We start from the raw sequence: 24,358 nt of genomic DNA, 5'->3' as shown, positions 1-24,358 counted from the left end.
GATGAAACCGTTCATCGGCGTGACACCAGATTTCAACGCCGGTGACCGAAAAGAATGGGGTGGCAAAGAGCCCACCTATTTTTTGCGTGCCCGCTATGTTCGCGCCATCGAAGAGTTGGGCGGGATTCCCATCGTGCTCCCCCTCGCGTCGGACCGTGAAGCCCGTCGTCGGTTATTCACCAACATCCACGGCCTGCTCCTGACCGGAAGCGGCCCGGACTTACCGCCCAACCTGTATGGAGAGCGTCAACAGTATCCATTCGCCCTGGTGAGCCAGCGCCGCTCGACCTTCGAACTTCAGATGGTGCAGATGGCGCAAGCCGCCGACCTGCCGGTCCTCGGCATTTGCGGCGGGATGCAAGCCATGAACGTCGCGTTGGGGGGAAGTCTTTTCCAAGACATCGCCTCTCAGGTCCAGACGACACTCAAACATCGCCAGACGGCACGCGCCACCCGCCTCAGCCATGCGGTACGCATCACCCAGCATAGCCTCCTCCGGAGAATACTCGGTGCAGCCACCGTCCGGGTCAACAGCTCCCATCATCAGTCGGTCAAGGATGTTGCGCCATCGCTCGTGGCGAGTGCCGTCGCTCCCGATGGAATCGTGGAAGCCATCGAGTCACGAAAGCATCGTTTTTTCCTGGGAGTGCAGTGGCACCCGGAGTTCCTCTTCGAACGGCACCGACCCCATCGGCGACTGTTTGAAGCGTTCCTTCGCGCCGCCCAACGGCGCCCGGCGGCACGGTGACATCCTGATCAGATCGGGCAAATGCGAAGAGACCTGCTATACTTGGACTGGCGCGCACGATAGGTGACCGACCACCCCGCGGTTGTCCTTCCACCCACAAGAGAGACCCGGTGATACGCAGGTTATTTCGAACGAAACCCATCGAACAGATTCTGGCAGACGCCGATCATCCCACCCATCGATTGAAGAAAACTCTGACCGCCTGGGACCTGACGTGCCTGGGCATCGGGGCCATTATCGGAACCGGTATCTTCGTCTTGATCGGGACGGCGATCGTCGGTGATGCCCACCGGCCCGGCGCGGGACCAGGGATCATCCTCTCCTTCGTCCTATCCGGACTGACCTGCGCTCTGGCCGCTCTCTGCTACGCCGAAATGTCCGCCATGATTCCTGTAGCCGGAAGCGCCTACACGTTCTCGTATGCAACGCTCGGAGAGCTGCTGGCATGGCTGACGGGCTGGAATCTGATCCTTGAATACGGGGTCGCCTGCGTGGCGGTCGCCATCGGTTGGTCCGGCTATTTCAACAATCTGCTCCGGCTGGCTGGCATTGAACTCCCACATTGGGCAACGCACCCGCCCGGCGGCACCGAAGGGGGAGTCGCCAACATTCCCGCCGCCATCATCGTGCTCCTCGTGACCGTCATCCTTGTCATCGGCATCAAGGAAAGCGCGCGGATGACCGGCATCGTCGTCGTCATCAAACTGGCCGTGATCCTGTTCTTCATCGGAATCGGGAGCACCTCGTTGGATTCGAGCAATTGGTCCCCGTTCATGCCGCAAGGGTTTGCCGGCGTGGGTGCGGCCGCCGCCATCGTCTTCTTCGCTTATATCGGATTCGACGCCGTCTCGACCGCGGCCGAAGAGGCCACGAACCCAAAGCGCGACGTCCCGATCGGGATCATCGGATCACTGACCGTGTGCACGATCCTTTATATCGCCGTGGCAACGGTGCTGACGGGGCTGGTTCCGGCTGGACAGATCGACATCCATGCTCCGGTAGCGGAAGCGCTACAGGTCGTCGGATTCAAGTGGGGGGCTGCAGTCGTGGCCATCGGCGCCGTAGCCGGTATCACCAGCGTGCTTGTCGTGATGATGCTCGGCCAGATCCGGGTCTTCTTCGCGATGTCGCGCGATCGACTGCTCGGTCCGTGGTTGTCCGTCGTGCATCCTCGCTTCGGAACGCCGCACAGGGCCACAATCTTGACCGGCGTCGCCGTGGCCGTCCTGTCGGCATTTATTCCCATCGGCGAGGCGGCCGATATGACGAATATCGGAACGTTCTTCGCGTTCGTGCTCGTCTGTATCGGCGTCATCATACTGCGCCATACCAACCCGGACCATCCCAGGCCGTTTAGGCTTCCGTTCATGCCTCTCGTGCCGATACTCGCGACAATAGCCTGCCTCTGGCTCATGTGGCAGCTACCGGCATTGACATGGATTCGCTTCGGAGTCTGGACGGTAATCGGTATTCTGATCTATCTCGGATACGGACTCAAACAGAGCAAGCTGGCCGCACTGGAGCCGACTCCGTCACTCGTCTGTCCTGAAAAGCAGCCCTGATCAGGTCGCGGAACCGCTTTCGGGTTCGGCGGCTGGAACCGGGGCAGTGGGCTGGGCTCCGGCAGCTTGGGTGGCGCAGGCTTCTCCGGCTTGATTCCGCCATCCCAAGACGGCCCGGAATACATGTCGGCCGACAATCCCTTCGCCTTCCACTTATTCTCAAAATCCGCAGCGGCTTTGTTGGGAGTCTCTCCCGTTCCCACCACCTCGTTCCAAGGATAGACCTTCGGACCAATATGACATTGGTTGTCGGTCCTTCGGAGGTACAGCGCGATCGGGTTCCCGCGATACGGTCCCAGGAATATGTGCACGCAGCCGACGTATTCGATCAAACTGGCCATCCCAACTCCCAGAGAAGCGGCATGATGCCATAAGAGCCGAGAGTCAGGCAAGCCGGGCCGACCGGCATTGTTGTTTCCGCGATGCCCCGGCGGCTGACAGTCCAGTCCTCCGCATCCCTCACGTGATGCCGGTTTTTCCCCTCAGCGCAATGCGACGACGTTCGTCCACGCGAGCGCGTCCAGACAGCCGCAACCATTCCATAGAAACAGACGTTGTGAATTGAGCGGCCGTTTTGCCGTGGCGCCTATGAGAGGGGAACGGAGGAAGGAACCGGACGTTTTCGCATCAAGAAGACTCCGATGACCAGGACCATGATCACCATGACGTTCAGCCCTACGTCCATGAGGTACTGGTAAAATTGACCTTCACTCATCGACGGGAGATGGGACAGTTCCGCGCTCGCCGTCAACACGCGCCGCGTGCATGCGATGATGCCGACGGCCAGATAGGGTTCCAGATCGAGTACCTCGGTCTGGAGGAAGCGGATCACCGTTCGAAACAACTCGAGCAAGATAATGACGAGCAGGATATCGTTCAGCAGCTTGAGACCGGACGGCAGGAGCCCGATTTGACCGGCCTTGGTGGCGAACACATACCAGGCATGGGCGAACAAGAGCATGCCCAGCACCAGCAGACTGAATCCGGCCGTCATATAACCAAGCCGGTCGAGCCATTCCATCACCCCGCACCACCGGTTCATGACTTCTCTGCGATCTTTCATGAAACTCCTCTCACTCGCCCGGCATCATGCGGTTCCGGCCGGCGCATTCGGTTGAGCGTCCGATTCTTCCCCCGGACCTGCTCCCCGCAATGCTCCGTACTTGAGCTCCCGCATTGAACTCATGGTGAGGGAGTGCCCGCAGCAGCGGATCTCCTTGAAACCGGCTCCCCCGTCCATGATCATGACCCGCAGTCCGCAGGAATCCGGGTACAGCTTCTTTTCATCGAGGACGACCGCCAACGGCAGAACGCCTCTCTTACGGCCGGCGGAGTGGCGGATTTCCGGCACGACGTCTTCATCCGTCAATTCATGATCACAGCAGATGATTTTTTCAAAGCCCGCTCCTCCGTCCATGACCTTGACCACCAAGCCGCAGGAGTCCGGGTGACGCTTTCGCTCATCGATGAGATCGCCTTTTTTCAGAGGCACCGCATTTCCTCCTCGATCATCGTTACAGAACTTGTGGGATGGCAGCTTTGGCCATCCGGGCCCCTGTCTGATGCACGCTCTGCAACAGCGCCCGGTGGGTCCGGCAACCGGCGACGAGCCGTGCTTCGGAAATCGATACCGGCCGGTAGGGAACGACATAGCGCTGCTTCACTCGCTGGATCCTGGCGACCGACTGATCCAGACGGTCCATCGTGATGTCTCCCGCCGCGACGGACTGTTCGATCGCTTCGAATGCCTCCACCTCACGCGCCTGATCTTTGCAGATCAACAGCACGTCGCACCCCGCTTGGACGGCGCGGACCGCGGCATCAGCGATCCCATAGTGGTCGACGATCGCGTTCATTTCCAAATCGTCCGTTAGGACGACGCCGTCATACCGCAATTGATCCCGCAGCAAACCCGTAATGATAAGCGGGGACAACGTCGCGGGACGCTGCGCATCCAGCGCTTTGTAGAGGACGTGGGCGGTCATCATCGCGGCCACACCCGCGGCGGCGGCCCGACGAAACGGCGCCAGTTCGACGGCATCGAGCCGTTCCCGACCGGCCTCCACCACGGGGAGTTCCTTGTGGGAATCCGCTGCAGTGTCACCATGACCGGGGAAATGCTTCCCGCAGGCCACCACCAGGTTGTCCTGCAGTCCGGCGGCGGTGAGAATGCCCGCCTCGCTGACGAGATCCGGCGTCGTCCCGAACGCTCGATCGCCGATGATGGGATTGTCGGGGTTACTATTCACGTCGAGCACGGGAGCCATGTTCATATTGATGCCGACCGCCCGCAGCTCCTTCGCGATGGTGGCGGCGGCCGCATAGGTCAGCTCGGCCGAGTTGCATCGGCCGAGGACCTCGCACGGAGGGAAAATCGTGAAGCCGGCCGGCAATCGCGAGACGCGACCGCCTTCCTGGTCGATCGAGATCAAGAGCGGCGACTTCGGATTGCATTGCTGCAGATCGTTGGTCAATTCCACGATCTGGCCGACGGATTCCAGATTCCGTGAGAAGAGAATGACGCCCCCGGGCTTGTAGGTTCTCAGAAATTCCGCGAGGTCGGGCGTGACGGAGGTGCCCATGAAGCCGATCATGAACAGCTGGCCGATTTTTTCGCGAACCGTCAGGTGAGGCCGTGCCACGCTACATACTCCGGTCGATCAGATATTGAATCAGCAATCTCGTGCCGATGCCTGTCGGCCCCTTGGGGATGTACGCCCGCTCCCGCTCGCTCCAATCGGTGCTCGCGATGTCGAGGTGCACCCAAGGATAGTCGCCGGCGAATTTGCTGAGGAACAACGCGGCCGTGATCATGCCTCCACCCCGACCTCCGATGTTCCGCATATCCGCGACGTCGCTGCGCAGTTGCTCAAAATATTCGTCCCACAGCGGCATCTCCCAGACGCGTTCGCCCGCCGTCATACCGGACTTCCGAACCTGGTCTTTCAGCCTGGCGTCGGTTCCGAACATGCCGATCGCGAACTGTCCGAGGGCCACGACGCAGGCCCCCGTGAGGGTCGCGATATCGACCAGTGCCGCAGGATTATAGCGCTGGGCGTAAAAGAGCGCGTCCGAGAGGATGAGCCGACCTTCCGCATCGGTGTTTTGCACTTCGACGGTCTTGCCCGAAAGCGTTTTCACGATGTCGCCAGGCTTCATCGCCCGCCCTCCCGGCATGTTCTCCGCCACCGGAAGAATGCTGATGAGCCGGAGGGGCAGCTTCAGGCGTGAGGCGGCTCTGATCGCCGCCAGCACCTCGGCGCCGCCGGTCATGTCCGCTTTCATGTGTTCCATGTTTTCGGCAGGCTTCAGCGAGATCCCCCCCGTGTCGAAGGTGATGGTCTTCCCGACGAATACGACCGGTCGTTCATCTTTCTTCCTGGCCCGGTTGTATTCCAAGATCAGGAATTTCGGTGGTTCATGGCTGCCCCTGGCGACGCCCAGCAAGGCGCCCATCCCCAGTTGTTCCATGTCCTTTTGCTCGAGGATCTTGAGCGTCAGTTGTTCCTGTTTGGCGATGGCCTTGGCTTCATCGGCGATGCGCGCCGGCGTCATGACGTTGGAAGGGTGATTGCACAGGTCGCGGACGAACATCGCGGCCTCGGCCGTGGCAAGGCCCCGGCGGACGCCTTCGGTTCCCTGCCGGACCTGGCTCTTTTGCGGCATGAGCAGGGTCATGAGGCCGATGTCCTTTGCGGCCGTATCCTCGCTGCGGTACGTCGTAAATTGGTAGCCGCCCAGCACGGCGCCTTCCGTCATAGCCTGAGCGATCTCCACCGGGGAATGTCCCTTGGGAGTCGCCGTGGGATAGCAGACCGTAAACGCATCCACTTTCGCTTGGCGCGCGCGTTTCGCCGCGTGCCCCATCGCCTGTCTCAGGGTATCCAGTCTCAGTGAGTTCTTCTTTCCCAAACCGATCAGGAGCAGACGTTTTGCCGGCACCTTCCCATGCGTATGGAACAGCATGACCTCGCCCGTCCGCCCTTCGAACTCTCCGCTGCGGAGAAGACTTTGCAGCGAACCGCCGAGCGCCTTGTCCAACGCGCCTGCGTCCTGTTTCGCCAGGGCTTCTCCTTCACAATGCATCAGGGCCAGGACCTCGACCGCCTCGGACTCGGGCCGCCCCACCTTAACCTGAACCTGCATCAGCTTCATTACGGTCTCCTTCTTGCGTTGGCTTTCCATATCGGCCGTCAGACCGACGACTGCAATCGAAGTCCTAGACGCCCCGGGCGTCCGGTGCCCAAATAAACTTGTGGAGCTGCAGTTGGAACCGAATCGGCAACCGGTCTCTCAAGATCCATTCTGCCAGCTGCCGCGGCTCAAGCGTCTCAAAGACCGGACTCATGAGCACTGGACACAGTCCGGTCAGACCATACCGTTCGATGATCCCTACGGCCCAGTCGTAATCGCTCCGGCCGGCGACGACGAATTTGACTTCGTCCTTTGCCGTCAACTGCGCCAGGTTCGGCCACCACATCCGCTCGGTCATTCCGCTTCCCGGGCACTTCACGTCCAAGATGATCTGCGCACGCCGGTCCACCGGTGAAATATCGATGGCGCCGCTGGTTTCAACCAGGACCTTGTATCCCGTTTCACACAACGATTCGATAAGCTCAATGGTTTGAGATTGTGCCAGCGGTTCTCCGCCGGTGACTTCGACGAGCCGGCACCCGTACGACTTGACGGCGGTCATCACGTCGGCAAGGGACATTTCCTGCCCCTCATGAAAGGCGTACGCCGTGTCGCACCAGGTGCAACGGAGCGGACAGCCGGTCAGCCGCACGAAGACGCAGGGCTCGCCCGCGTAGGTGGATTCTCCTTGGATGCTGTGGAAAATCTCGGTGATCCGCATATCGAAGGTTCCGTCCCGAATGCCGCTCACACGCGCCGCTACCGCCAGCGCACGACCGGCCAATGATATTGCACCGCGAGCGTGCCCATGCCTCTGATGGGATTCACGACCATCGGATGACCAACCGACTTGAGTATCTCAAGATCCCCTGGGCTGTCGCCATACGCGAAGCAGGACGCCAGATCCAGATCCAGTTCGGCGGCCAGCCGTTGAATCAGCACTCGCTTCTCTTCGCCATAGGGCAGAGGAGCGACCAAACGGCCCGTATAGAGTCCATCGGCCTCTTCAAGAACCGCCGCGATGGATTGGTCGACGCGAAGCGCCTCGGCAATCGGTTGAACGAGGAAATCCAGCGAGCCCGTAATGAGGACAATCCTGTGCCCGGCGCGGCGATGTTCTTCCATCCGGCTCATCCCATCCGCCGCCACCACCGGACAGAGTTCCTCACGGCAAAATTCTTCTCCAAGCGGCTCGATCACCTGGGCTGGTTTACCCGCGAGGTATAACTTGCGCTCGCGGAGAGGCTGCAGCGACAGCGCGGGCAAATGCCGGATGAGCCACCCGGCGCTGGCTTTCAATTCCGGCCAGCCGACGACCTTCCGTCTCCAAAGAGACCGGAAGAATCGCACTTCACTGGCCTCGCCAGGCAACAAGGTATTGTCCAAATCAAAGAACGCGGCGACCTGAGTCCCGGTCCGAGGCCGGGAAAGCATGTGCGCGGGTGTCATTGATGAGTCGTCCTGAGTCGGATGATCCGAAAGGTGTGCACAGAATCCATTCGCGACGTGCGGGCCCGATTCTACCGAACGGCCCGTTCATTGACAAGAATTTTGGGCTCCTCCTATAATGCCGCTCCCTCTGGCCTGCACGGGTACGTGAGCCGGTTTGACGACTACGGGAGGCTCACATGGACCCGCGACGAGACTGCAGTCACGAGAGCGCCCCTCTCAGGCGCGCTCAACATGCCCGTGAACGAGGCCGTTGAGAGCCTGCGAACGAGGCGTACGAGCTTGTGACGTCGCAACGGAGCAGGCGACCGAGAACGACGTTGAAGGGCATGTTCAGCGTGCCTGAAGTGCCGAAGTGGTGGAATGGCAGACACGCACGTTTGAGGGGCGTGTGGCGAAAGCCGTGCGGGTTCAAGTCCCGCCTTCGGCACCAAAGATACTGTGCTCGCATAGTTAGGCAGGGCGGGGCACAGCGTCGATGGTCTCTTTCTTCGATTTCTGTCTCCGCTCCACGACGATAATCCTCACATACGCAGCCCCACCATACGGAAAGACGCCAATTGTTTGCCCTCCCGTACAGCGGATGCTAGAGTGATCCAAAAGACGCACACGGTCGGACTGAGTCAATGCTATGGAAGAATACGACCTTGAGCGAACGGGGAACGCCATGCCCTCCATTCTAATCGTCGACGATGAAGACCAGGTTCGCCAACTGATTCGAACCACATTCGAGGAAGCCGGCTATCGCGTCGCAGAGGCCAGCAACGGGCGGGACGCGCTTGAGCAGTACCGCCTTCAACCGGCGGACGTCGTGATTACGGATATCTTAATGCCCGATCAGGATGGGTTGGAGTGTATTACCGTCTTACGCCGCGAAGCGCCGGGCGCCAAGATCATCGCCATTACCGGCGGCAGCGACATGATCGGCGTCCTGGGATTTCTGGATGTCGCGAAAATGCTGGGTGCATATAGCACCCTGCAAAAACCCTTTGAGATGAAAGCCCTGCTGGAAGCAGCCGAGTCCGCACTTCTTGCCTGAGAACCTCCATTCACTCCGCTCACTCCGCCCGTCCCGCGTTGACAAAGCCGCTCCCCGCACGCACACTGGCCTGAATCGGATGATGCGGCATGCACCCGTTCTGGATCCTACTCGTCAACTCGCTCGCAGGCAGTCTCGTCGTCGCCATCGGCGCGTGGCTGGCATGGGATCGTCTCTCGCCCGTCGGGGGGGGCATCGTCTTCGCCGTTGCCGCCGGACTACTGGCTTGGCGAGGCAAGACCATCACAACGATCTGGGCGTGGGTCACCTTGTTGTTGGGGATCGAGAGTTTTCTCTGGCCGATCCTGACGATGCAACAGCTCCGCGCCTCAACCGCTCAGCCCTCCGACGAGCAGATGGGTATGCTGCTCTCCGCCGCCCTCACGGGCATTCTGTCCGCCGCATTTTGGCTGGCCTTCTCCTACGGATTATTCAAGCGGTCGGCGACACCGACCGTGGAATCCGTGGCCGACACGCTTCCGCCTGCGCGCGCGAGCTCACGCAAGAAGCGTTGATCACCACATCTCGACGGGATCCACGTCGACGTCAAATTTGACGACGTGCTTCCGATAGATACTCTCGAGGAGTTCAAGATTCTGCTGAACCGACCGTACTCCCTGTTCCCGCCGAACAGACTTGACCAGGATCTGCCGCCGATGTCGCCCGCGAACGTGGGCTCCGGGAGGTGCCACCGGTCCGAGCACGGCATCCTCGCCTAGACCGGCCAACGACGCCTTATCCGGCATATTCAGAGACGCTCGAAGCCGATCGACCAGTTCCAACGCGGCCTTCTCGACCAGGCCTTGATCTCTTCCCGACACATAGAGCCCGATCAAGTGAACCGCCGGTGGATATCCGAGAGCGGCTCGGTGACTCAGCTCCTCGGCGGCGAATATCCTCTCATCCCGGTGAACGACGGCCTGAATGGCATGATGAGACGGCAGGTGAGACTGAATGACGATCCGTCCCCCGTCCTTGGCAGGACGCGCCAATGCCATCGCGTCACACAGCATGTGATAGCTGCGCTCGGCTGCCCGGAAATCGGGAACGTTGAGGCTGACGTCCGAATGAACGACCCCGACGAGACCAACCATGGGTACGGCATAGTCGCGAAGGACGAGTTGCGTTCCGATGAGCACGTCCCACTGCCGGTCTTGAATGGCTTTCCACCCCGTGGCTGCTTGCGACGGCTTCCGCATGCTGTCCCCGTCGGCCCGCATCACCCGTGCACCGGGAAACAGGCGGCCGACCTCTTCCTCGACCCGTTCGGTCCCTTCACCGACCGGCTGCAGGCGGTGTCCTGAACAGATCGGGCAGGTGCCGGGAGGCGCTATGGATGTCCCGCAATACGAACACAGCAACCGTCCGGTTCGTCGCGAATAGGCCAACGCAATCCGGCAGGATGCGCATCGAGGCACTTGGCCGCAATCGCGACACACCAGCGCGTTCGCATAGCCTTTGCGGTTGAGAAAAAGCAGGACGCCGGATCGGCTGTCGATCGCCTCACGCATCGCGTCAAGCAACGGCGGGGTCACGAGCGCACCTTTCCCGAAAGAGCGAAGGTCCACGACCTCGACGTTCGGCGTTGATTCCATCGCCGGCGACTGGCGTACGATTGTCCCCGAGTCGTCCATGGGATCGGCGATGTCCAACGGAATCCGGGAACAGCCGAGAATCAGGAAGCTTTGCCCGGCCTCAATGCGAAAGCGCGCCACGTCCCGCGCATGATAGCGAGGTTCCTGTGGTTCCTTGAGCGATGAATCGCCGGGTGCCTCGACCCAAATCATTCCCAAGGCCGAGAAGGGAAGAAAGACGGCCGACCTGGTCCCCACCACGACCTGCGGTACCGGGCCCTTCACCCGACGCCACACCTCCGCACGCGTTTCATCTGGCGATGTCGCATGCAGATAGCAAGCAACGACAATACCCCGCCGCGTGAGCCTGTCGGCCACCCATCGCGCTCGATCTGTTTCTCCGATCAAGACGAGAACCGACCGTCCGCTGGCAAGCGTCCGGTGAATCGAACCGTGCAGCAGTTCCATCCGTTCCGCGAGGGAGGCCTGTAGAATCAGGGTGTCCGATCGGCCACCTTCGAGTACGGCATGGAGGCGTGACTCAAGGGCACGGGATATCGCATCGTCCGCAAGCGTGGATCCGTCGTCAGGAGGCATCGTTGACATGGTCGTCTGACTTGAATCGACCTCAGGAAACTCTTCATGATCGGCTCGTGACTGAATTCGAGCGACCCAGCCTTTCTGGATGACATCCTCTATGACGTGCGTTTGTACGAAAGGGCCGGGCTTCAAGAGCGTGGTCATCCTGATGCCGGCGGGTTTCTTTCGTAATCGCTCGAGCAAAGAACGAGGCTGGTCATCGAGAATCCCGGTTGCCAACGCTTCGCGACCTGATGTCGTCAACTTCAGAAGACTCCCGCGCTTCGTGCTGACGGTTGAAGGAGACAACACCAGCCGCAGGCACTGTCCCAAGGGAGCGACATAGTAGTCCGCCACCCGCTTCGCAAGCGCAAGCAGCTCCGGCGAAATTTCATCGGGTCCGTCGGCTGTCGTAATGGAGCTGATCTCTTTGAGCCGTTCTCGGCTCAAACCGGCGGGAAGGTGGTCACCGAGGGAAACGACGGTGCCTTGGAGCCGCGCCCGTCCGAACGGAACGTGAACACAGTGTCCGACTCGCAGGATCGGCCGTAGATGCAACGGCACCAGATAGGTAAATGAACTTCTGATATGTCGTGGAACGACGACCTCCGCGTAGAGACGCCGAGCGGCACCGAGCGACTCAGCGGGCGGAACGTCTCGCATGGCTCATTGTAGCAGCAGAAGAAAAGAGGGAACAACGGAAGGGCGAAGGCGGAGCAGGCAAGTTATTCTTATGCCGCTCCGCCTGATGACCGAGGAAGCCGTCAGGGCTGAAGAGGAACGGATGCTTCGGCCGGCGGTTGCTCCTGAGCGATCGCCGCGGCACTCTCCGCCGCTTTCTCCGTCTGGACCTGAACAGCACTGTCCCGTTCCGGAACTCTGTCGGTAACAGTCGGCGGAGCCGGGACTTGGTCGGCCGAGGCCATCGAGACCTCCGACTTGTGCACGGGCGGACCACCGACCCTCTGCGCACGTTCTTCTATGACAGCCCCCCTTGTCTGCTCGGGGAGAGTCGGGTCGGACTCCGGAAGATATAACACGACGTCCACCCGACGATTCTTTTGTCGACCGGCTTCTGTTGCGTTGCTCACGAGGGGTTTCGTATCGCCGTATCCCACGGACGAAATTCTTGCCGAATCGATCCCGCCTTTTTCGACAAGATACCGCAGCACTCCGCTCGCGCGTGCCTTCGAGAGATCCCAGTTGGTCTGGTATCGCGATTTCAGGGCGGGACCGATTTCCATGTCGTCGGCATGGCCTTCCACGCGAATGAGCTGATCCGCCGGTGCGGTTTTCAAATATTCGGTCAGTGCGTCCAGGATCTTATAGCCATCGGGTCTGATCGCTGCCTCGCCCGATTCGTATCGCAATTGCTTCATGGGATCGCTGAGCGTGATCCGAGTCTCGCGCGACACAGGCTGTGTGTTTTTGAGCTGGCTGGGAACAGCCTCCACGGCCTGCAGAGCGTTCGCGTCCTGACGAGTCGTATTCAGCGGCTGCACTTCATGCGGAACCGGCATAGAGACGGGAACGGCATCCCCCTCCGAGGCCTTGATGCGGAAGCGGTCCCCGGGCAGAATTCGCGATGTCGATCGCGTAATCAAGGCGGTCGACGTCCGCGCCTCAGTCGAAAGAATCTTGATCTCTCCGACGTTCCTAGGCGGCAAGTTCCCACCCGAGCGAATGACTTCCACCACATCGCCGGCCCGCAGGCCGTCGTGACTGCCCCGATCGACATAGACGATATTACGTTGCGCCACCAGCGTCATGCCCTTGTCGGCCTGGAGTTCGACGACGATCCCGTTGACAGCCCCGGAGGAAGGAGTCGAATCCGGCTCCGATTCGGTCGGCAGCGCGAACTTCGCCACCGGATCACCGGGGGACACCGCTCCGTAGGCCCGGATCGCCCGTACGGTGATGAGCGTCTTGTCGACCTGAACGACTTCGACGACGGCAAGACGAATGACCAGATATCCCAAATATTCCCTGGTCACGGGATGGAAAACCTTGCGAGCGCGCTTGAAGACCGTATAGAGATCGCCCACCGATGCATCGGCCGGATTTTTCAGCCGCAGATAGAGGGTGTCCTGCAATCCCAGTTGCATCCTATCACCGGTCGTCTGATTGTCCCCCGTGGTGACGTTCACCACCCCGTCTTGCGGAGTGGTCCGCTGGATCGAGCCGGAGGCGAAGCTGAGCGCCGCCTCGCCGAACCGAATCGTGTCCAGATCGTCTGCCCAGGCCACGACGGGTGCGAGGGTCATCGCGCTGAGGAGGCACGCCGATGCGGTGCGAGTGAAATAGATGCTCATAGGTGGTCCTTCTTGTTGGAAACCAATGCTATTGAAAGAACCTTAGCAAACAGTCCCAGATTGTCAAGAATATTGCCGACTTGTCCCATGATTGACGCAACGTCAAACCCGGTGGTACCGTCACACCGATACGAGGTCGGTAATCCGCGAGGGAATACGGATGTCGGCACAGTCCCGCCAACCTTCAGAACGACCCCGGCGCTCTCCGATTGAGACGCAAATCCACCGACGTAAAAAAGCTTCGGCCCTCTCTCCTCTGGAACCGGAATGGGACTGTGCAGACCACACCACCCCGGCCCATCTTCGAATGCCTTCTGCCTTGATGACAGCACCGTCACAGTCTCGGAAACAGCCTGCCGATCCGACGACTGAAAAATAAGGTCGGAAGCGACTCCTCCGTCTTTCTAGGACTTTTGGGGTCAAACTCCCCTAGGTCCTTTGTACGCTTGCTATCTCTCCAATCCGCCGTCTAAGATCCCCCATTCTGACGCAACTCTAGGTGTTGAAAGGTCATTTCGATGAGTGGCATTGAGTTACTCCTCGAGTATCTGACGAAGTACTTTCCGATATTGCTTTTCATTTTTATCGCGCTGGCGTTCGGCCTCGTGACGCTGTTGCTCAGCTATTTGGTTCAACCCAAGTACCCGGAACCGGAGAAACTCTCAGCCTACGAATGCGGGTCCGAGCCGTTTTCTGACGCCCGTATGCCGTTCCCGGTCCGCTATTACATCTTCGCGATGCTGTTCGTGATTTTCGACATCGAAGTGATCTTTCTCTATCCTTGGGCCGTCACCTTCGAGAAGCTCGGACTGATCGGGCTGGTCGAAATGCTGATTTTCATCGCATTATTTGTGGTGGCTTACGTCTACGCATGGCGCAAGGGAGCCCTGGAATGGGACTGATTCAACTGGGCCGACAGGAAAAGGACGGGGCGCCGGACGTCATCACGACGACCGTCGAAAAAGCCGTGAACTGGGCCAGGAAAGGTTCTCTTTGGCCGATGACCTTCGGTCTGGCATGCTGCGCCATTGAGATGATTGCGGCCGTGTCCTCGCGCTATGACATGGACCGCTATGGCGCCGGAGTGTTTCGCGCCTCCCCAAGACAATCGGATCTCATGATCGTAGCCGGGACCGTCTGCCGCCGCATGGCCCCGGTCATCCGGAAAATTTACGACCAGATGCCGGAGCCCAAGTACGTCATCGCGATGGGATCATGCGCGACCTCCGGAAACATTTACGACAGTTACAGTGTGGTGCAGGGAGTCGACCGGTTCGTGCCCGTGGATATTTATGTTCCCGGTTGTCCTCCCACTCCCGAGGCTCTCTTCGACGGCATTTTGAAACTACAAGAGCGGATCATGCAAAAGCGGGTGTTCGTGAAGCAGCCCGAGCAGGTCAGACCGCGCGTCAAAGCATAACGAGCGTCCATGTCTCTCCAGCACGTATCGAATCGCATTCAAGAGAATTTCGGCGAGGCATTTCTCCAGGCCGTCGAATGGCGCGGGGACCTGGCGGTGACGGTCCGCCGGGAAAAACTCCACGAGGTCGCCCAGTTCCTGCACGACGATCCGGCGATGGACTTTGACTACATCGTGCACGTCAGCTCCGTCGATTGGCCGGACGACGAATTGCGCTTTGAAGTCGTGTACGAGTTCTATTCCATCCGCAAGCGCCACAGAATCAGGCTCAAGACGCGCGTACCGGAAGCAGATTGCGTCGTGGACTCCTTGACCGACCTTTGGAAAGGCGCGGATTTCATGGAACGGGAAGTGTACGACATGATGGGCATCAGATTTCGTCGCCACCCCGATCTCCGCCGCATCCTCATGCCGGACGACTATACCGAAGGCTACCCCCTGCGGAAGGATTTTCCGCTTCGCGGCAAGGGATGGCGCGACACGTTTGATTTCCTGGACGAGACCCCACGCTAAGAACCAGGCGAACCATGGCGTTTGAAGATCAACGCACAACGGTCTACAAAGTCGATCCGGAACACCCGGAAAGCGAGACGCTCCCGACGCTCCGCACGGAAGAGCTGCTGCTCAATATGGGTCCGCAGCATCCCAGTACGCACGGCGTACTGAAAGTCATTCTCGAGCTGGAGGGAGAGCGTCTGGTCAAATCCACACCGGTGATGGGATTTCTCCATCGGGGCGTGGAGAAACTGGCGGAAGAAGGCACCTATCACCAGTTCATCCCTCATACCGATCGACTCGACTACGTCTGCGCGATGTACAACAACTTCGCCTACTGTCGCGCGGTCGAAAAACTCATGAACATCACCGTGCCGGAGCGGGCCGAGTATCTCCGCACCATCGTCGCCGAAGTTCAGCGGATCATCGGCCATCAATTCTGGCTCGGTACGCAAGCGCTCGACATCGGCGCGATGACCGTGTTTTTTTATTGCTTCCGGGACCGGGAAATCCTGCTTGATTGGTTTGATGAACTGTGCGGAGCCCGGCTGACGACCAGCTGGTATCGTATCGGCGGAGTCGAACGGGATTTTACGCCCGCGCTGCTGGCCAAATTGAAGCAGTTCCTGGACTATTTTCCTCCCAAGATCGACGAATATATCGTCTTCCTCGAAAAGAATCGCATCTGGGTCGCAAGGACGAAAGGCGTGGCTGTGATCTCCGCGGAAGATGCCGTCAGCTTCGGGCTGAGCGGACCGACGCTCCGGGGGTCCGGCGTGGATTATGACTTGCGCAAGGCCGAACCCTACTCGGCCTATCCGAAATGCGAGTTCAACGTACCGCTCGGGAAGAACGGAGACACGTACGACCGGTACTGGATCCGCGTCATGGAACTCTATGAAAGCGTGAAGATTGTCCGGCAGTGCCTGGAGCAGCTGCAGGAAGGTCCGATCATGGCCGATGTTCCTAGCGTGACGTTGCCGCCGAAGGAACGGGTCTTCACGAATTTGGAGGCCATGATTCAACAGTTCAAGCTTTTTTCGCAGGGATTCAACGCTCCGCCCGGAGAGATCTACTGCGGGACCGAAGCCCACAAGGGAGAATTGGGCTTCTACATCGTCAGCACGGGTGGAGGCAAGCCGTACCGATTGAAGATCCGCGCTCCCTCGTTCATCCACATGGGTGCATTCGATCACATGTCGAGGGGATACATGATTGCGGACGCGATTACGCTCTTCGGTACATACGACATCGTCATGGGAGAGTGCGATCGATAGAACCGGTCGGGGTTTTCAACCCCGGCGTCCGTTCACCGGCTCACCGCATTGAGGAACCATGGGACTGAAACCGGCCACAAATCCGGAAGTTGAAGCCGCGACCATCGAGTTGACCATCGACGGCAAGACCGTCAGCGCCAAAGACGGCGTGTCACTGTATGACGTCATCTCGAGCACCGGCAAGATCATTCCGGCGATGTGCTACCACTACACGTTCGATCCGTTCGGCTCCTGCGGCATGTGCTTGGTGATGCAGGAGGGCAAGAAGGCTCCAGTTCGGTCCTGCACGGCCAAAGCGGCGGCCGGCATGATCATCCGGACCGAAGGGGACGATCTGTTTCAAGCCAGAAAGAAGGCCGTCGAGAAACATCTCTCGGTGCATCCGCTCGACTGTCCGGTCTGTGATGCCGACGGGCATTGCGAATTGCAGGACATGGCGTTTCACCACGGCGTCACGAATCTGCCCAACGCCAAACAGAAATTCATCCCGGAAGACACCCGCAGCCTGGTGCTCGACTTCAACATGAACCGCTGCATCGCCTGCGCGGAATGCATCAACGTCTGCAAAGACGTGCTGATGATCGATGCGCTGCAGTTCATGAAAAAAGGCGGCTTCAACCAGGTCGTGGCCAAGGGAGACCTTCCGCTGTCCTGCGAATTCTGCGGAGACTGCCTCGCCGTCTGTCCCGTGGGCGCCATCACGAACAAGTTCTCCAAGTACTTGTACAAACCCTGGCAGATGAAGAAGACGACCACGACCTGCAATTACTGCGGCGACGGCTGCCAGATACACGTGGAGACCAAGGATTCGGAAGTCGTTCGGGTCACGTCGCCCCTGTCGTGGAAGAACAAATGGGGCGACCGTGCCGATACCTCGAAGGGGCACGGCGGGATCTGCGTCAAAGGACGATTCGGGTTCGAATACATCGACTCGCCGGTCCGTCTGAAACAACCGCTGCTTCGAAAAGAGGATTGCTTGGTCGAAGTGCCGTGGCTGGAGGCCATGCACACGACCGTCGACCGATTCACCGAGATCAGGAAAAAGCACGGATCCGATGCCATTGCCGGCCTGATCACCGCCCGTTGCACGAACGAGGAGTTGTACCTGTTCCAGAAACTCATGCGGGGCGGGTTTCGCACCAATAACCTCGACAGCAGTGCGCGCTACGGCCATATGAATTTCGTCCGCGCCGCCAAATACGCCCTGGGCCTCGGCCGTACGCCCAACGATTGGGAAGACCTGACCAAAGCGAAGGCGGTCATCATCATCGGCTCGAACCTGACCGAAACCAATCCGCTCACCGCGGTGAGAATCAAGGAAGCGATCCGCGTGTACAAAGCGCAGGTCATGGTGTTTGACTCCCGCATCACCAATATCGGCAAGCTGGCCTCGCACCCATTTCTCATCAAGCCGGGCACCGAAGGACTGGTGATCGACGCGCTCGTCAAGGCAGCCATCGAACTCGATCTGGTGGACGAAGAAGCCGTCTCCGCCCATCCGCAGGCCTTCGCTGCGCTGAAAGCGGCGCTGGCGAACCTCTCGCTGGAGCAACTCGCGTCCAAGATCGGCCTGACCGTCGACAACTTGAAAGAAACGGCCGCCATCTTTGCCGAATCGCCTCGATCGATCGTGCTTTGCGCCGAAGGTATCGTGCGACAGCCGGACGGCTATCACAACGTCCTGAAGCTGATCGACCTCGCCTGGATTACGGGGAAACTGGGAAAGCCCGGCTGCGGCGTGAATACCGTGACGGAGGAAGCCAACGAACAGGGTGCGGCGGACATGGGCGTGGCGCCCGAGTTCCTGCCGGGCCTCGTCGCCTTCGAAGATGACGCGATGCGTGACCGGCTGGCCAAAGCCTGGGACGTGACGCTTCCGGCCGTTGGAACGGGCGCCAATCTGATCGAGATTCTGAAACGTTGCCGGAGCGGCCAGATCCGCGCGCTCTACGTGGTCGGGGAAAACCCTTTGGCGACGCTGCCTGCGTCCCTGGAGGTGAAGGCGGCATTGGAGCGTCTGGACCTTCTCGTGGTCCAGGATCCCTTCCTGACGGACACCGCCCGACTGGCGCATGTCGTCCTTCCGGCATCCACCTACGCCGAAAAAGACGGCACTTTCACGAATCTGGAAGGCCGGGTGCTGCGCGTCCGGCAGGCGATGGATGCCGTCGGAGAAAGCGTACCCGATTGGCACATCATGGCGGCCCTGGCAAGCGGCCTGGGGTGCCGGTGGGAATACGAATCGGCCAACGACATTCAAAGCGAGATCATGAAGCTGCTCCCCGGGTATTACAACCTCGGGCAACCGCGCAGGATCGTTCCGACCGCGAACCGCTATCTCTCAAACGGCTACGGCAGCGGCGTCACGGCACGGTACAAGGCGTCCGGTCCCGACTCCCGCCGTCCGTTTACGCTGCTCATGGGCCAATTGCTCTACCACTCGGGCAAGCTTTCCACGGCGGCGCCGGGACTGATCAAGATTGCACCCAACACAAGCCGCATCGGCATGAATGCATCGGATATGGAACGCCTTGGTTTGGGCGACGGCAGCATGGTCCGCGTGACCTCGGATCACGGTGAGTTGAAGATCGGGGTCCAACGGGATCATACGCTTGCGCCGGGCACCTGCTTCTTCCCTGAACACTTCAACGACCCGCCCGTCAAGGATCTCATGGCCGTGCATGTGGATCCCGTGACCGGCGTCCCCTCGTTTAAGCAGACGCCCGTCACGATCGAAGCGGTCTAGGGTGCAACGGAGACGAACATGAGCGTAGGCACACTGACAAAGAAAGTTCTTCAAGCGGCGCTCTTCTATGAGATCTGGGACGCGATGAAAGTCACGTTCAAACACATGTTCCACAAGCCGATCACCTTTCAATATCCCCGGGAGCAACGGACGATTCCGGACACGCATCGGGGGGCGTTGGGACTGTTGCGCTACGACGACGGACGCGAACGGTGTGTGGGGTGCGACCTGTGCGAAGCCGCCTGTCCCTCACGCTGCATCAAGGTCATCAGTGCGGAGGACGCCGAGCGCCCCCTTCAACGCTATGCCAGCGAGTTCTATATCGACATCACCAAGTGCGTGTTCTGCGGGTACTGCGTCGAAGCCTGCCCCGTCAACGCGTTGGCCATGACGAAAGTCTACGAGTTTTCCACGCACGACAAACGAACGCTCATGTTCGACAAGAAACGTTTGTACGACATCGGCGAACGTCATTTGGACGACGCGAAGAAATATCTCTACGCCCACAACCAGGAAAAGAACGTCGAGGAAAGCCGGGAATATCGGTACTATTTCCCGCAATCCGTGGCGAAGGCCACGCAGTCGACGCCGAAGCATTTGAGCTGATTCCGACCATGATTTCACTGTTCTTTGCCTATTTTGCGCTGATGAGCATCGCCGCCGCGGTGATGACCGTGGCCCTCAAGAACCCCGTTCATTGCGGCCTCGCGCTCCTGGCCCTGCTCCTTCACGTCTCCGGCCTTTTCATCCTGCTCAATGCCGAATTCTTGTGGGCGGTGCAAGTCGTGGTGTATGCCGGGGCCATCCTCGTCCTGTATCTGTTCGTGCTGATGCTCCTGAATCTCAAGACGGAGGAGCGGTACTTCCATACATCCTGGACGTACTTTCTGGTCCCCGCCGTTTTGGGATCGCTCTATGTCCTGGTACAGTTGTTCCGTTCTCCGTTCGGCGGCGCCAAGGGGGACGCGCCGGCACAGGCGATCTTGCAGGACGGGAACACCTTCGCGGTCGGAATCAAGATGTTCAGCGATTACCTGTTGCAATTCGAAATCGTCGGCGTGTTCCTTCTGGGAGCCATTATCGGGGCCATCGTCCTCGCGAAGACTCCGAAACCCGTCGATGCAGGCCGGGAATAGTCCGTGATCCCTCTTTCCGCATACGTGACCGTCAGCGCCATCCTCTTCATTACGGGATTGCTCGGCGTTCTGATCCGCCGGAACTTCATTATCGTCCTGATGGCCGTGGAAATCATGTTGAACGCGGCCAACATCAATCTCGTCGCCTTCTCGCATTATCTGGAATCGATGGCCGGCCAGCTCGTCGCGCTCTTTGTCATTGCGATCGCCGCCGGGGAGGCGGCCGTCGGCCTTGCGATCATCATCGTGGTGTTCCGCGGGAAAATTTCGACCAATGTCGATGAAATGAGTCTGTTGAAGTGGTAACCGCGGAATGCGTCAGGCCGCCTCAGCCGGAAACAGGAACATAACGTGACCCATCTCCTGATCAAATTGATCCCGGTGTTTCCCCTTCTGGCCGCCATCGCCAACGGATTGGCCGGCAGCCGCTGGTCGCATGAAACGGCCCATCGCCTCGCGTGCGGTTCGGTGGGACTCTCGTTCCTCTCGACGATCGGGGTATTCATCGACGTCCTTCGCTCCGGCGCTGCGCGAGAAGTCGTGGCATATCAATGGATTTTCGGCGGTGACCTGACAATCAATCTGGCCTATCTCGTCGATCCCCTCACCTGCATCATGCTGCTGGTGGTGACGGGCGTCGGCTTCCTCATCCACGTCTATTCCGTGGGGTACATGCATGGGGAAACCGGTTTCACCCGCTTCTTCACCTACATGAACCTCTTCATGGTGTCGATGCTCCTCCTCGTGATGGGCAACAACTATGTCGTCCTCTTCATCGGGTGGGAGGGCGTGGGGCTCTGCTCCTACCTCTTGATCGGGTACTACTATGACAAGGTCTCGGCGGCCAAGGCGGCGTCGAAAGCCTTCGTCGTCAACCGCATCGGAGACGCCGGCTTCCTCCTGGCCATTTTTCTCGTCTTCATCAACTTTCACACGCTGGACTACACCCAGATCTTTTCGCAGGTCGGCCGGCTGTCTCCCGACATGGCCACGGCCATCGCGCTGTGTCTGCTCGTGGGGGCCGTCGGGAAATCGGCACAGATTCCGCTCTATACCTGGCTTCCCGACGCGATGGAAGGTCCGACCCCCGTCAGTGCGCTGATCCACGCCGCCACCATGGTAACGGCGGGGGTGTACATGATCGTCCGCAATCACGCCATCTTCGACTTATCCCCCACGGCGCTGGAGGTCGTGGGCCTGATCGGCGGAGCAACGGCGCTGTTTGCCGCTACGATCGGGCTGGTGCAAACCGACATCAAGCGGGTGTTGGCCTATTCCACCGTCAGCCAACTCGGCTACATGTTTCTGGGATGCGGGATCGGCGCCTACACCGCCGCCGTCTTCCATCTGATGACGCACGCGTTCTTCAAAGCCCTGTTGTTCCTCTCCGCCGGATCCGTCATCCACGCGCTGGGAGGAGAGCAGGATATCCGGCACATGGGGGGACTGAGCTCCAAGATTCCGTGGACCTATCGCCTCTTTCTCATCGGCACCATCGCCATCGCCGGCATTCCTCCGTTGGCGGGCTTTTGGAGCAAAGACGAGATCATGGCCCATGCCTTCACCCATCACCGGTACCTGTTGTACGGCATGGCTGCAGTCGGAGCGTTCCTCACCGCTTTTTACATGTTCCGTCTGACGTATCTGACGTTCTACGGTCAGTCGCGCATGGATCATCACACCGAGGCGCATGTGCATGAGTCCCCCACGGTCATGATCGCTCCTTTGACCGTTCTCGGCGGACTCTCGCTTATCGGCGGCTTTCTGGGCTTTCCCCCGGAACAGGGCTGGCTGCATCATTTCCTGGCTCCGGTCGTGGGCGCGAGCGGCGAACACGACGCGAGCACCGGCTTGGTCCTGACTCTGATGATGATCGCCACCGGAATCGCCTTCCTCGGCTGGGGATTGGCCCACTATTTCTACAGCATTTCTCCGACCACCCCTGACCGCTTGGCGGCGATGACTGAGCCTGTGTATCGGCTCCTGTTGAACAAATATTACGTCGACGAGCTCTATGATTTTCTGTTCGTCGAGCCGACCAAAAAGCTCGGCCTTCTGCTGGATTGGTTCGACCGCACCGTCATCGACGGCCTCGTACGAGGCGTCGGCCAACTGGCGGAACTCGGTGCCGCGGGGTCGACTTGGCTCGAGAAGTACGTCATCTACGGCGGCCTCAACGTCATCGGGTACGGCAATCATCTGATTGCCAGGCAATGGCGCCAGCTGCAAAGCGGGATGGTCCATCACTACGCCGCAATTATTGTGGCGGGGCTGTTCTTGCTGGCGCTGGTCGTGCAATTCATCGTACAGCGGTAAATCACGAGCATGTTAGAAGAACTCTCGTCCACGTTTCCGATCCTGTCCTGCATCCTGTTCTTTCCGCTCGCCGGCGCCGCCCTCCTGTGGCTGATCGACGAGGAAGACATGCTGAGGACGTCCGCCCTCGCGGTCTCCCTGATCGAACTGGCCCTGACGATCTTCGTCATGGTCCGCTTCGTGCCGGATTCGGCGGCCATGCAATTCGTCGAGAAGGTCCAATGGATCCCGGCGCTGGGCATCAGCTACCACCTGGCCGTCGACGGCATCAGCGTGTTGTTCGTCGGACTGACGGCCTTTTTGACCGTGCTCGTGGTCATCTACTCCTGGGATACGATTCGCCATCAGCTGAAGCTCTACATGATGGCCCTGCTGGCGTTGGAAACGGCCACCATGGGCATCTTCATCTCCCTGGATCTCATTCTGTTTTTTGTCTTCTGGGAGCTCATGCTGATTCCGAGTTACTTCCTGATCAAGCTGTGGGGAGGAGGGGCCGAGCGGCACTACGCGGCCCTGAAGTATGTCCTGTATACCCTTCTGGGCAGCGTATTCATGCTGGTCGGCATCGCCCTGTTGGACATCAACTACCATAATTGGGCGATGGTCCATCACATGGACCGGCCCTATTCCTTTGACTTTCTCGAACTCCTGACCGTCCCCATCCCGCTCAGCCAACAAGTATTGATCTTCTGGCTGATGTTCCTCGGTTTTGCATTCAAAGCCCCGGTTTTCCCGTTTCATACCTGGCTGCCGGATGCCCTTTTGGAAGGTCCGGTGGGCATGGCCGTCATGCTGGCGGGCGTGAAATTGGGCACGTTCGGATTTCTGCGCTTCAGCATCCCGCTCCTCCCCGATGCGGCCATGAGCAAGACCGTGGTACTCGTGGTCATGATTCTGGGACTGGCGGCCATCGTGTACGGGGCCATCATGGCGCTCGTCCAGCTCGACTTGCGCCGGCTTCTGGCTTACAGCAGCATCAGCCACCTCGGATTCGTCGTGGTCGGCCTGTTCGCCCTCAATTATCAGGGCCTCCAAGGCAGCCTGCTCACCATGATCAATTTAGGATTCAGCACGGCCGGCCTCTTTTTCATCGCCGGCTTCCTCTATACGAGGCAGCACACCACACAACTGGCCGCATTCGGGGGAATGGCGAAACATACCCCTTTACTGGCGTCCTTCTTCCTGCTGATCGGCCTCGCGTCGATCGGGTTGCCGGGCACGAACGGATTCGTCGGCGAATTTCTGATCCTGCTGGGCACGTTCAAGGCCAACTGGCTCTACGGAGCGATCGCCGTGACCGGCATCATTACCGGCGCAGCCTATTTTCTCTGGTACTACGAACGGGCGATTCTCGGACCAGTCGGGCAGGCGGTAAAGGATACGATCGCCGACCTCCACCCGCGGGAAATGGTGATCGCCGTCTCCCTTTCGGTCATGATCCTCTGGATCGGACTGTATCCGGCTCCCTTTTTGCGCATGATGAACGGATCGGTGCAGGCCTTGGTCGATCGGCTCAATCACGCCACCGTGGCGGCCGCCGGAATCCCGTCACAGGAGAAAGTCGATTGACG

Annotated in this window: 22 protein-coding genes and 1 tRNA gene; 15 read left to right on the top strand and 8 right to left on the bottom strand. The window is 59.6% G+C overall.

Annotated features, from left to right (window positions below):
- The first annotated feature begins 1 nt into the window (after position 1).
- Both NSJP_RS06010 and NSJP_RS06005 read left to right on the top strand, forming a co-directional pair.
- Complete coding sequence (locus NSJP_RS06010; protein ID WP_080886013.1) at positions 2–748, top strand: gamma-glutamyl-gamma-aminobutyrate hydrolase family protein; 747 nt, start codon at positions 2–4, stop codon at positions 746–748.
- 110 nt (positions 749–858) lie between these two features.
- Entirely contained in the window at positions 859–2,310 is a 1,452-nt protein-coding gene (locus NSJP_RS06005; protein ID WP_155969930.1) for an amino acid permease, read from the top strand.
- A gap of 586 nt (positions 2,311–2,896) precedes the next feature.
- Here the strand turns inward: NSJP_RS06005 and NSJP_RS06000 are convergent.
- The 6 genes from NSJP_RS06000 to NSJP_RS05975 all read right to left on the bottom strand — a co-directional run bounded on the left by NSJP_RS06000 (position 2,897) and on the right by NSJP_RS05975 (position 7,893).
- A complete protein-coding gene (locus tag NSJP_RS06000; protein WP_080886012.1) occupies positions 2,897–3,373 on the bottom strand; it encodes a phosphate-starvation-inducible PsiE family protein in 477 nt (158 codons plus the stop codon).
- A 24-nt stretch (positions 3,374–3,397) separates the two neighbouring features.
- Complete coding sequence (locus NSJP_RS05995) at positions 3,398–3,802, bottom strand: hypothetical protein (protein WP_080886011.1); 405 nt, start codon at positions 3,800–3,802, stop codon at positions 3,398–3,400.
- Between the two features lie 22 nt (positions 3,803–3,824).
- Positions 3,825–4,952: a beta-N-acetylhexosaminidase gene (nagZ, locus tag NSJP_RS05990; protein ID WP_231989496.1), complete on the bottom strand. Its 1,128-nt coding sequence runs from the start codon at positions 4,950–4,952 to the stop codon at positions 3,825–3,827.
- Position 4,953: 1 nt separating this feature from the next.
- Positions 4,954–6,465: a leucyl aminopeptidase gene (locus tag NSJP_RS05985; protein WP_080886010.1), complete on the bottom strand. Its 1,512-nt coding sequence runs from the start codon at positions 6,463–6,465 to the stop codon at positions 4,954–4,956.
- A 64-nt stretch (positions 6,466–6,529) separates the two neighbouring features.
- Positions 6,530–7,228, bottom strand: coding sequence for a 7-carboxy-7-deazaguanine synthase QueE (queE, locus tag NSJP_RS05980; protein ID WP_231989495.1), 699 nt, complete (start codon positions 7,226–7,228; stop codon positions 6,530–6,532).
- Positions 7,204–7,893, bottom strand: coding sequence for an HAD family hydrolase (locus NSJP_RS05975; RefSeq protein WP_080886008.1), 690 nt, complete (start codon positions 7,891–7,893; stop codon positions 7,204–7,206). Before NSJP_RS05975 ends, queE begins: the two co-directional genes overlap by 25 nt.
- A 349-nt stretch (positions 7,894–8,242) precedes the next feature.
- Here NSJP_RS05975 and NSJP_RS05970 point away from each other — a divergent pair.
- From NSJP_RS05970 to NSJP_RS05960, 3 genes are all read left to right on the top strand, one after another.
- A tRNA-Leu gene (locus NSJP_RS05970) sits at positions 8,243–8,326 on the top strand.
- A 234-nt stretch (positions 8,327–8,560) separates the two neighbouring features.
- Positions 8,561–8,932, top strand: coding sequence for a response regulator (locus NSJP_RS05965; protein ID WP_080888523.1), 372 nt, complete (start codon positions 8,561–8,563; stop codon positions 8,930–8,932).
- Between the two features lie 89 nt (positions 8,933–9,021).
- A complete protein-coding gene (locus NSJP_RS05960) occupies positions 9,022–9,447 on the top strand; it encodes a hypothetical protein (protein ID WP_080886007.1) in 426 nt (141 codons plus the stop codon).
- Here the strand turns inward: NSJP_RS05960 and priA are convergent, their stop codons facing one another.
- Positions 9,448–11,748 (bottom strand): replication restart helicase PriA, encoded by a 2,301-nt coding sequence (priA, locus tag NSJP_RS05955; protein ID WP_080886006.1) that lies wholly within the window; start codon positions 11,746–11,748, stop codon positions 9,448–9,450. It abuts the gene before it with no gap.
- 101 nt (positions 11,749–11,849) lie between these two features.
- Positions 11,850–13,397 (bottom strand): OmpA family protein, encoded by a 1,548-nt coding sequence (locus NSJP_RS05950; RefSeq protein ID WP_080886005.1) that lies wholly within the window; start codon positions 13,395–13,397, stop codon positions 11,850–11,852.
- Between the two features lie 518 nt (positions 13,398–13,915).
- Here NSJP_RS05950 and NSJP_RS05945 point away from each other — a divergent pair.
- From NSJP_RS05945 to NSJP_RS05900, 10 genes are all read left to right on the top strand, one after another.
- A complete protein-coding gene (locus NSJP_RS05945; RefSeq protein WP_080886004.1) occupies positions 13,916–14,299 on the top strand; it encodes an NADH-quinone oxidoreductase subunit A in 384 nt (127 codons plus the stop codon).
- Positions 14,290–14,817: an NADH-quinone oxidoreductase subunit B gene (locus NSJP_RS05940; protein ID WP_155969928.1), complete on the top strand. Its 528-nt coding sequence runs from the start codon at positions 14,290–14,292 to the stop codon at positions 14,815–14,817. The genes NSJP_RS05945 and NSJP_RS05940 overlap by 10 nt, the downstream gene beginning before the upstream one ends.
- 9 nt (positions 14,818–14,826) lie before the next feature.
- Entirely contained in the window at positions 14,827–15,330 is a 504-nt protein-coding gene (locus NSJP_RS05935) for an NADH-quinone oxidoreductase subunit C (protein WP_080886002.1), read from the top strand.
- Positions 15,331–15,446: 116 nt separating this feature from the next.
- The gene (gene nuoD, locus NSJP_RS05930; RefSeq protein WP_407938652.1) at positions 15,447–16,589 is read left to right on the top strand and encodes an NADH dehydrogenase (quinone) subunit D; all 1,143 of its coding nucleotides are present in this window, start codon (positions 15,447–15,449) and stop codon (positions 16,587–16,589) included.
- 58 nt (positions 16,590–16,647) lie between these two features.
- Entirely contained in the window at positions 16,648–19,335 is a 2,688-nt protein-coding gene (locus NSJP_RS05925) for a molybdopterin-dependent oxidoreductase (protein ID WP_080886000.1), read from the top strand.
- 18 nt (positions 19,336–19,353) lie between these two features.
- Positions 19,354–19,941, top strand: coding sequence for an NADH-quinone oxidoreductase subunit NuoI (gene nuoI / locus NSJP_RS05920; protein ID WP_080885999.1), 588 nt, complete (start codon positions 19,354–19,356; stop codon positions 19,939–19,941).
- Between the two features lie 8 nt (positions 19,942–19,949).
- Entirely contained in the window at positions 19,950–20,471 is a 522-nt protein-coding gene (locus tag NSJP_RS05915; protein ID WP_080885998.1) for an NADH-quinone oxidoreductase subunit J family protein, read from the top strand.
- 3 nt (positions 20,472–20,474) lie between these two features.
- Positions 20,475–20,777, top strand: a complete 303-nt coding sequence (gene nuoK, locus NSJP_RS05910; RefSeq protein WP_080885997.1) for an NADH-quinone oxidoreductase subunit NuoK — start codon at positions 20,475–20,477, stop codon at positions 20,775–20,777.
- 45 nt (positions 20,778–20,822) lie between these two features.
- The gene (gene nuoL, locus NSJP_RS05905) at positions 20,823–22,787 is read left to right on the top strand and encodes an NADH-quinone oxidoreductase subunit L (protein WP_080885996.1); all 1,965 of its coding nucleotides are present in this window, start codon (positions 20,823–20,825) and stop codon (positions 22,785–22,787) included.
- Between the two features lie 9 nt (positions 22,788–22,796).
- Positions 22,797–24,356 (top strand): complex I subunit 4 family protein, encoded by a 1,560-nt coding sequence (locus NSJP_RS05900; RefSeq protein ID WP_080885995.1) that lies wholly within the window; start codon positions 22,797–22,799, stop codon positions 24,354–24,356.
- Positions 24,357–24,358 lie beyond the last annotated feature (2 nt).

The organism is Nitrospira japonica (assembly GCF_900169565.1).
GTDB classification, from domain to species: Bacteria; Nitrospirota; Nitrospiria; order Nitrospirales; family Nitrospiraceae; genus Nitrospira_C; species Nitrospira_C japonica_A.
This window is presented reverse-complemented; position numbering and strand designations above follow the sequence as displayed.

Bases quoted from the DNA above. Each gene is read 5' to 3' on its own strand.
- NSJP_RS05935 (WP_080886002.1), top strand. From the start codon at position 14,827: ATGTCTCTCCAGCACGTATCGAATCGCATTCAAGAGAATTTCGGCGAG.
- NSJP_RS05900 (WP_080885995.1), top strand. From the start codon at position 22,797: ATGTTAGAAGAACTCTCGTCCACGTTTCCGATCCTGTCCTGCATCCTG.
- NSJP_RS05975 (WP_080886008.1), bottom strand. From the start codon at position 7,893: ATGACACCCGCGCACATGCTTTCCCGGCCTCGGACCGGGACTCAGGTC.
- NSJP_RS05950 (WP_080886005.1), bottom strand. From the start codon at position 13,397: ATGAGCATCTATTTCACTCGCACCGCATCGGCGTGCCTCCTCAGCGCG.
- NSJP_RS05945 (WP_080886004.1), top strand. From the start codon at position 13,916: ATGAGTGGCATTGAGTTACTCCTCGAGTATCTGACGAAGTACTTTCCG.
- NSJP_RS05960 (WP_080886007.1), top strand. From the start codon at position 9,022: ATGCACCCGTTCTGGATCCTACTCGTCAACTCGCTCGCAGGCAGTCTC.
- priA (WP_080886006.1), bottom strand. From the start codon at position 11,748: ATGCGAGACGTTCCGCCCGCTGAGTCGCTCGGTGCCGCTCGGCGTCTC.
- NSJP_RS06010 (WP_080886013.1), top strand. From the start codon at position 2: ATGAAACCGTTCATCGGCGTGACACCAGATTTCAACGCCGGTGACCGA.
- NSJP_RS05915 (WP_080885998.1), top strand. From the start codon at position 19,950: ATGATTTCACTGTTCTTTGCCTATTTTGCGCTGATGAGCATCGCCGCC.
- NSJP_RS05965 (WP_080888523.1), top strand. From the start codon at position 8,561: ATGCCCTCCATTCTAATCGTCGACGATGAAGACCAGGTTCGCCAACTG.
- NSJP_RS05940 (WP_155969928.1), top strand. From the start codon at position 14,290: ATGGGACTGATTCAACTGGGCCGACAGGAAAAGGACGGGGCGCCGGAC.
- NSJP_RS06000 (WP_080886012.1), bottom strand. From the start codon at position 3,373: ATGAAAGATCGCAGAGAAGTCATGAACCGGTGGTGCGGGGTGATGGAA.
- nuoI (WP_080885999.1), top strand. From the start codon at position 19,354: ATGAGCGTAGGCACACTGACAAAGAAAGTTCTTCAAGCGGCGCTCTTC.
- NSJP_RS05925 (WP_080886000.1), top strand. From the start codon at position 16,648: ATGGGACTGAAACCGGCCACAAATCCGGAAGTTGAAGCCGCGACCATC.
- nuoD (WP_407938652.1), top strand. From the start codon at position 15,447: ATGGGTCCGCAGCATCCCAGTACGCACGGCGTACTGAAAGTCATTCTC.
- NSJP_RS05985 (WP_080886010.1), bottom strand. From the start codon at position 6,465: ATGAAGCTGATGCAGGTTCAGGTTAAGGTGGGGCGGCCCGAGTCCGAG.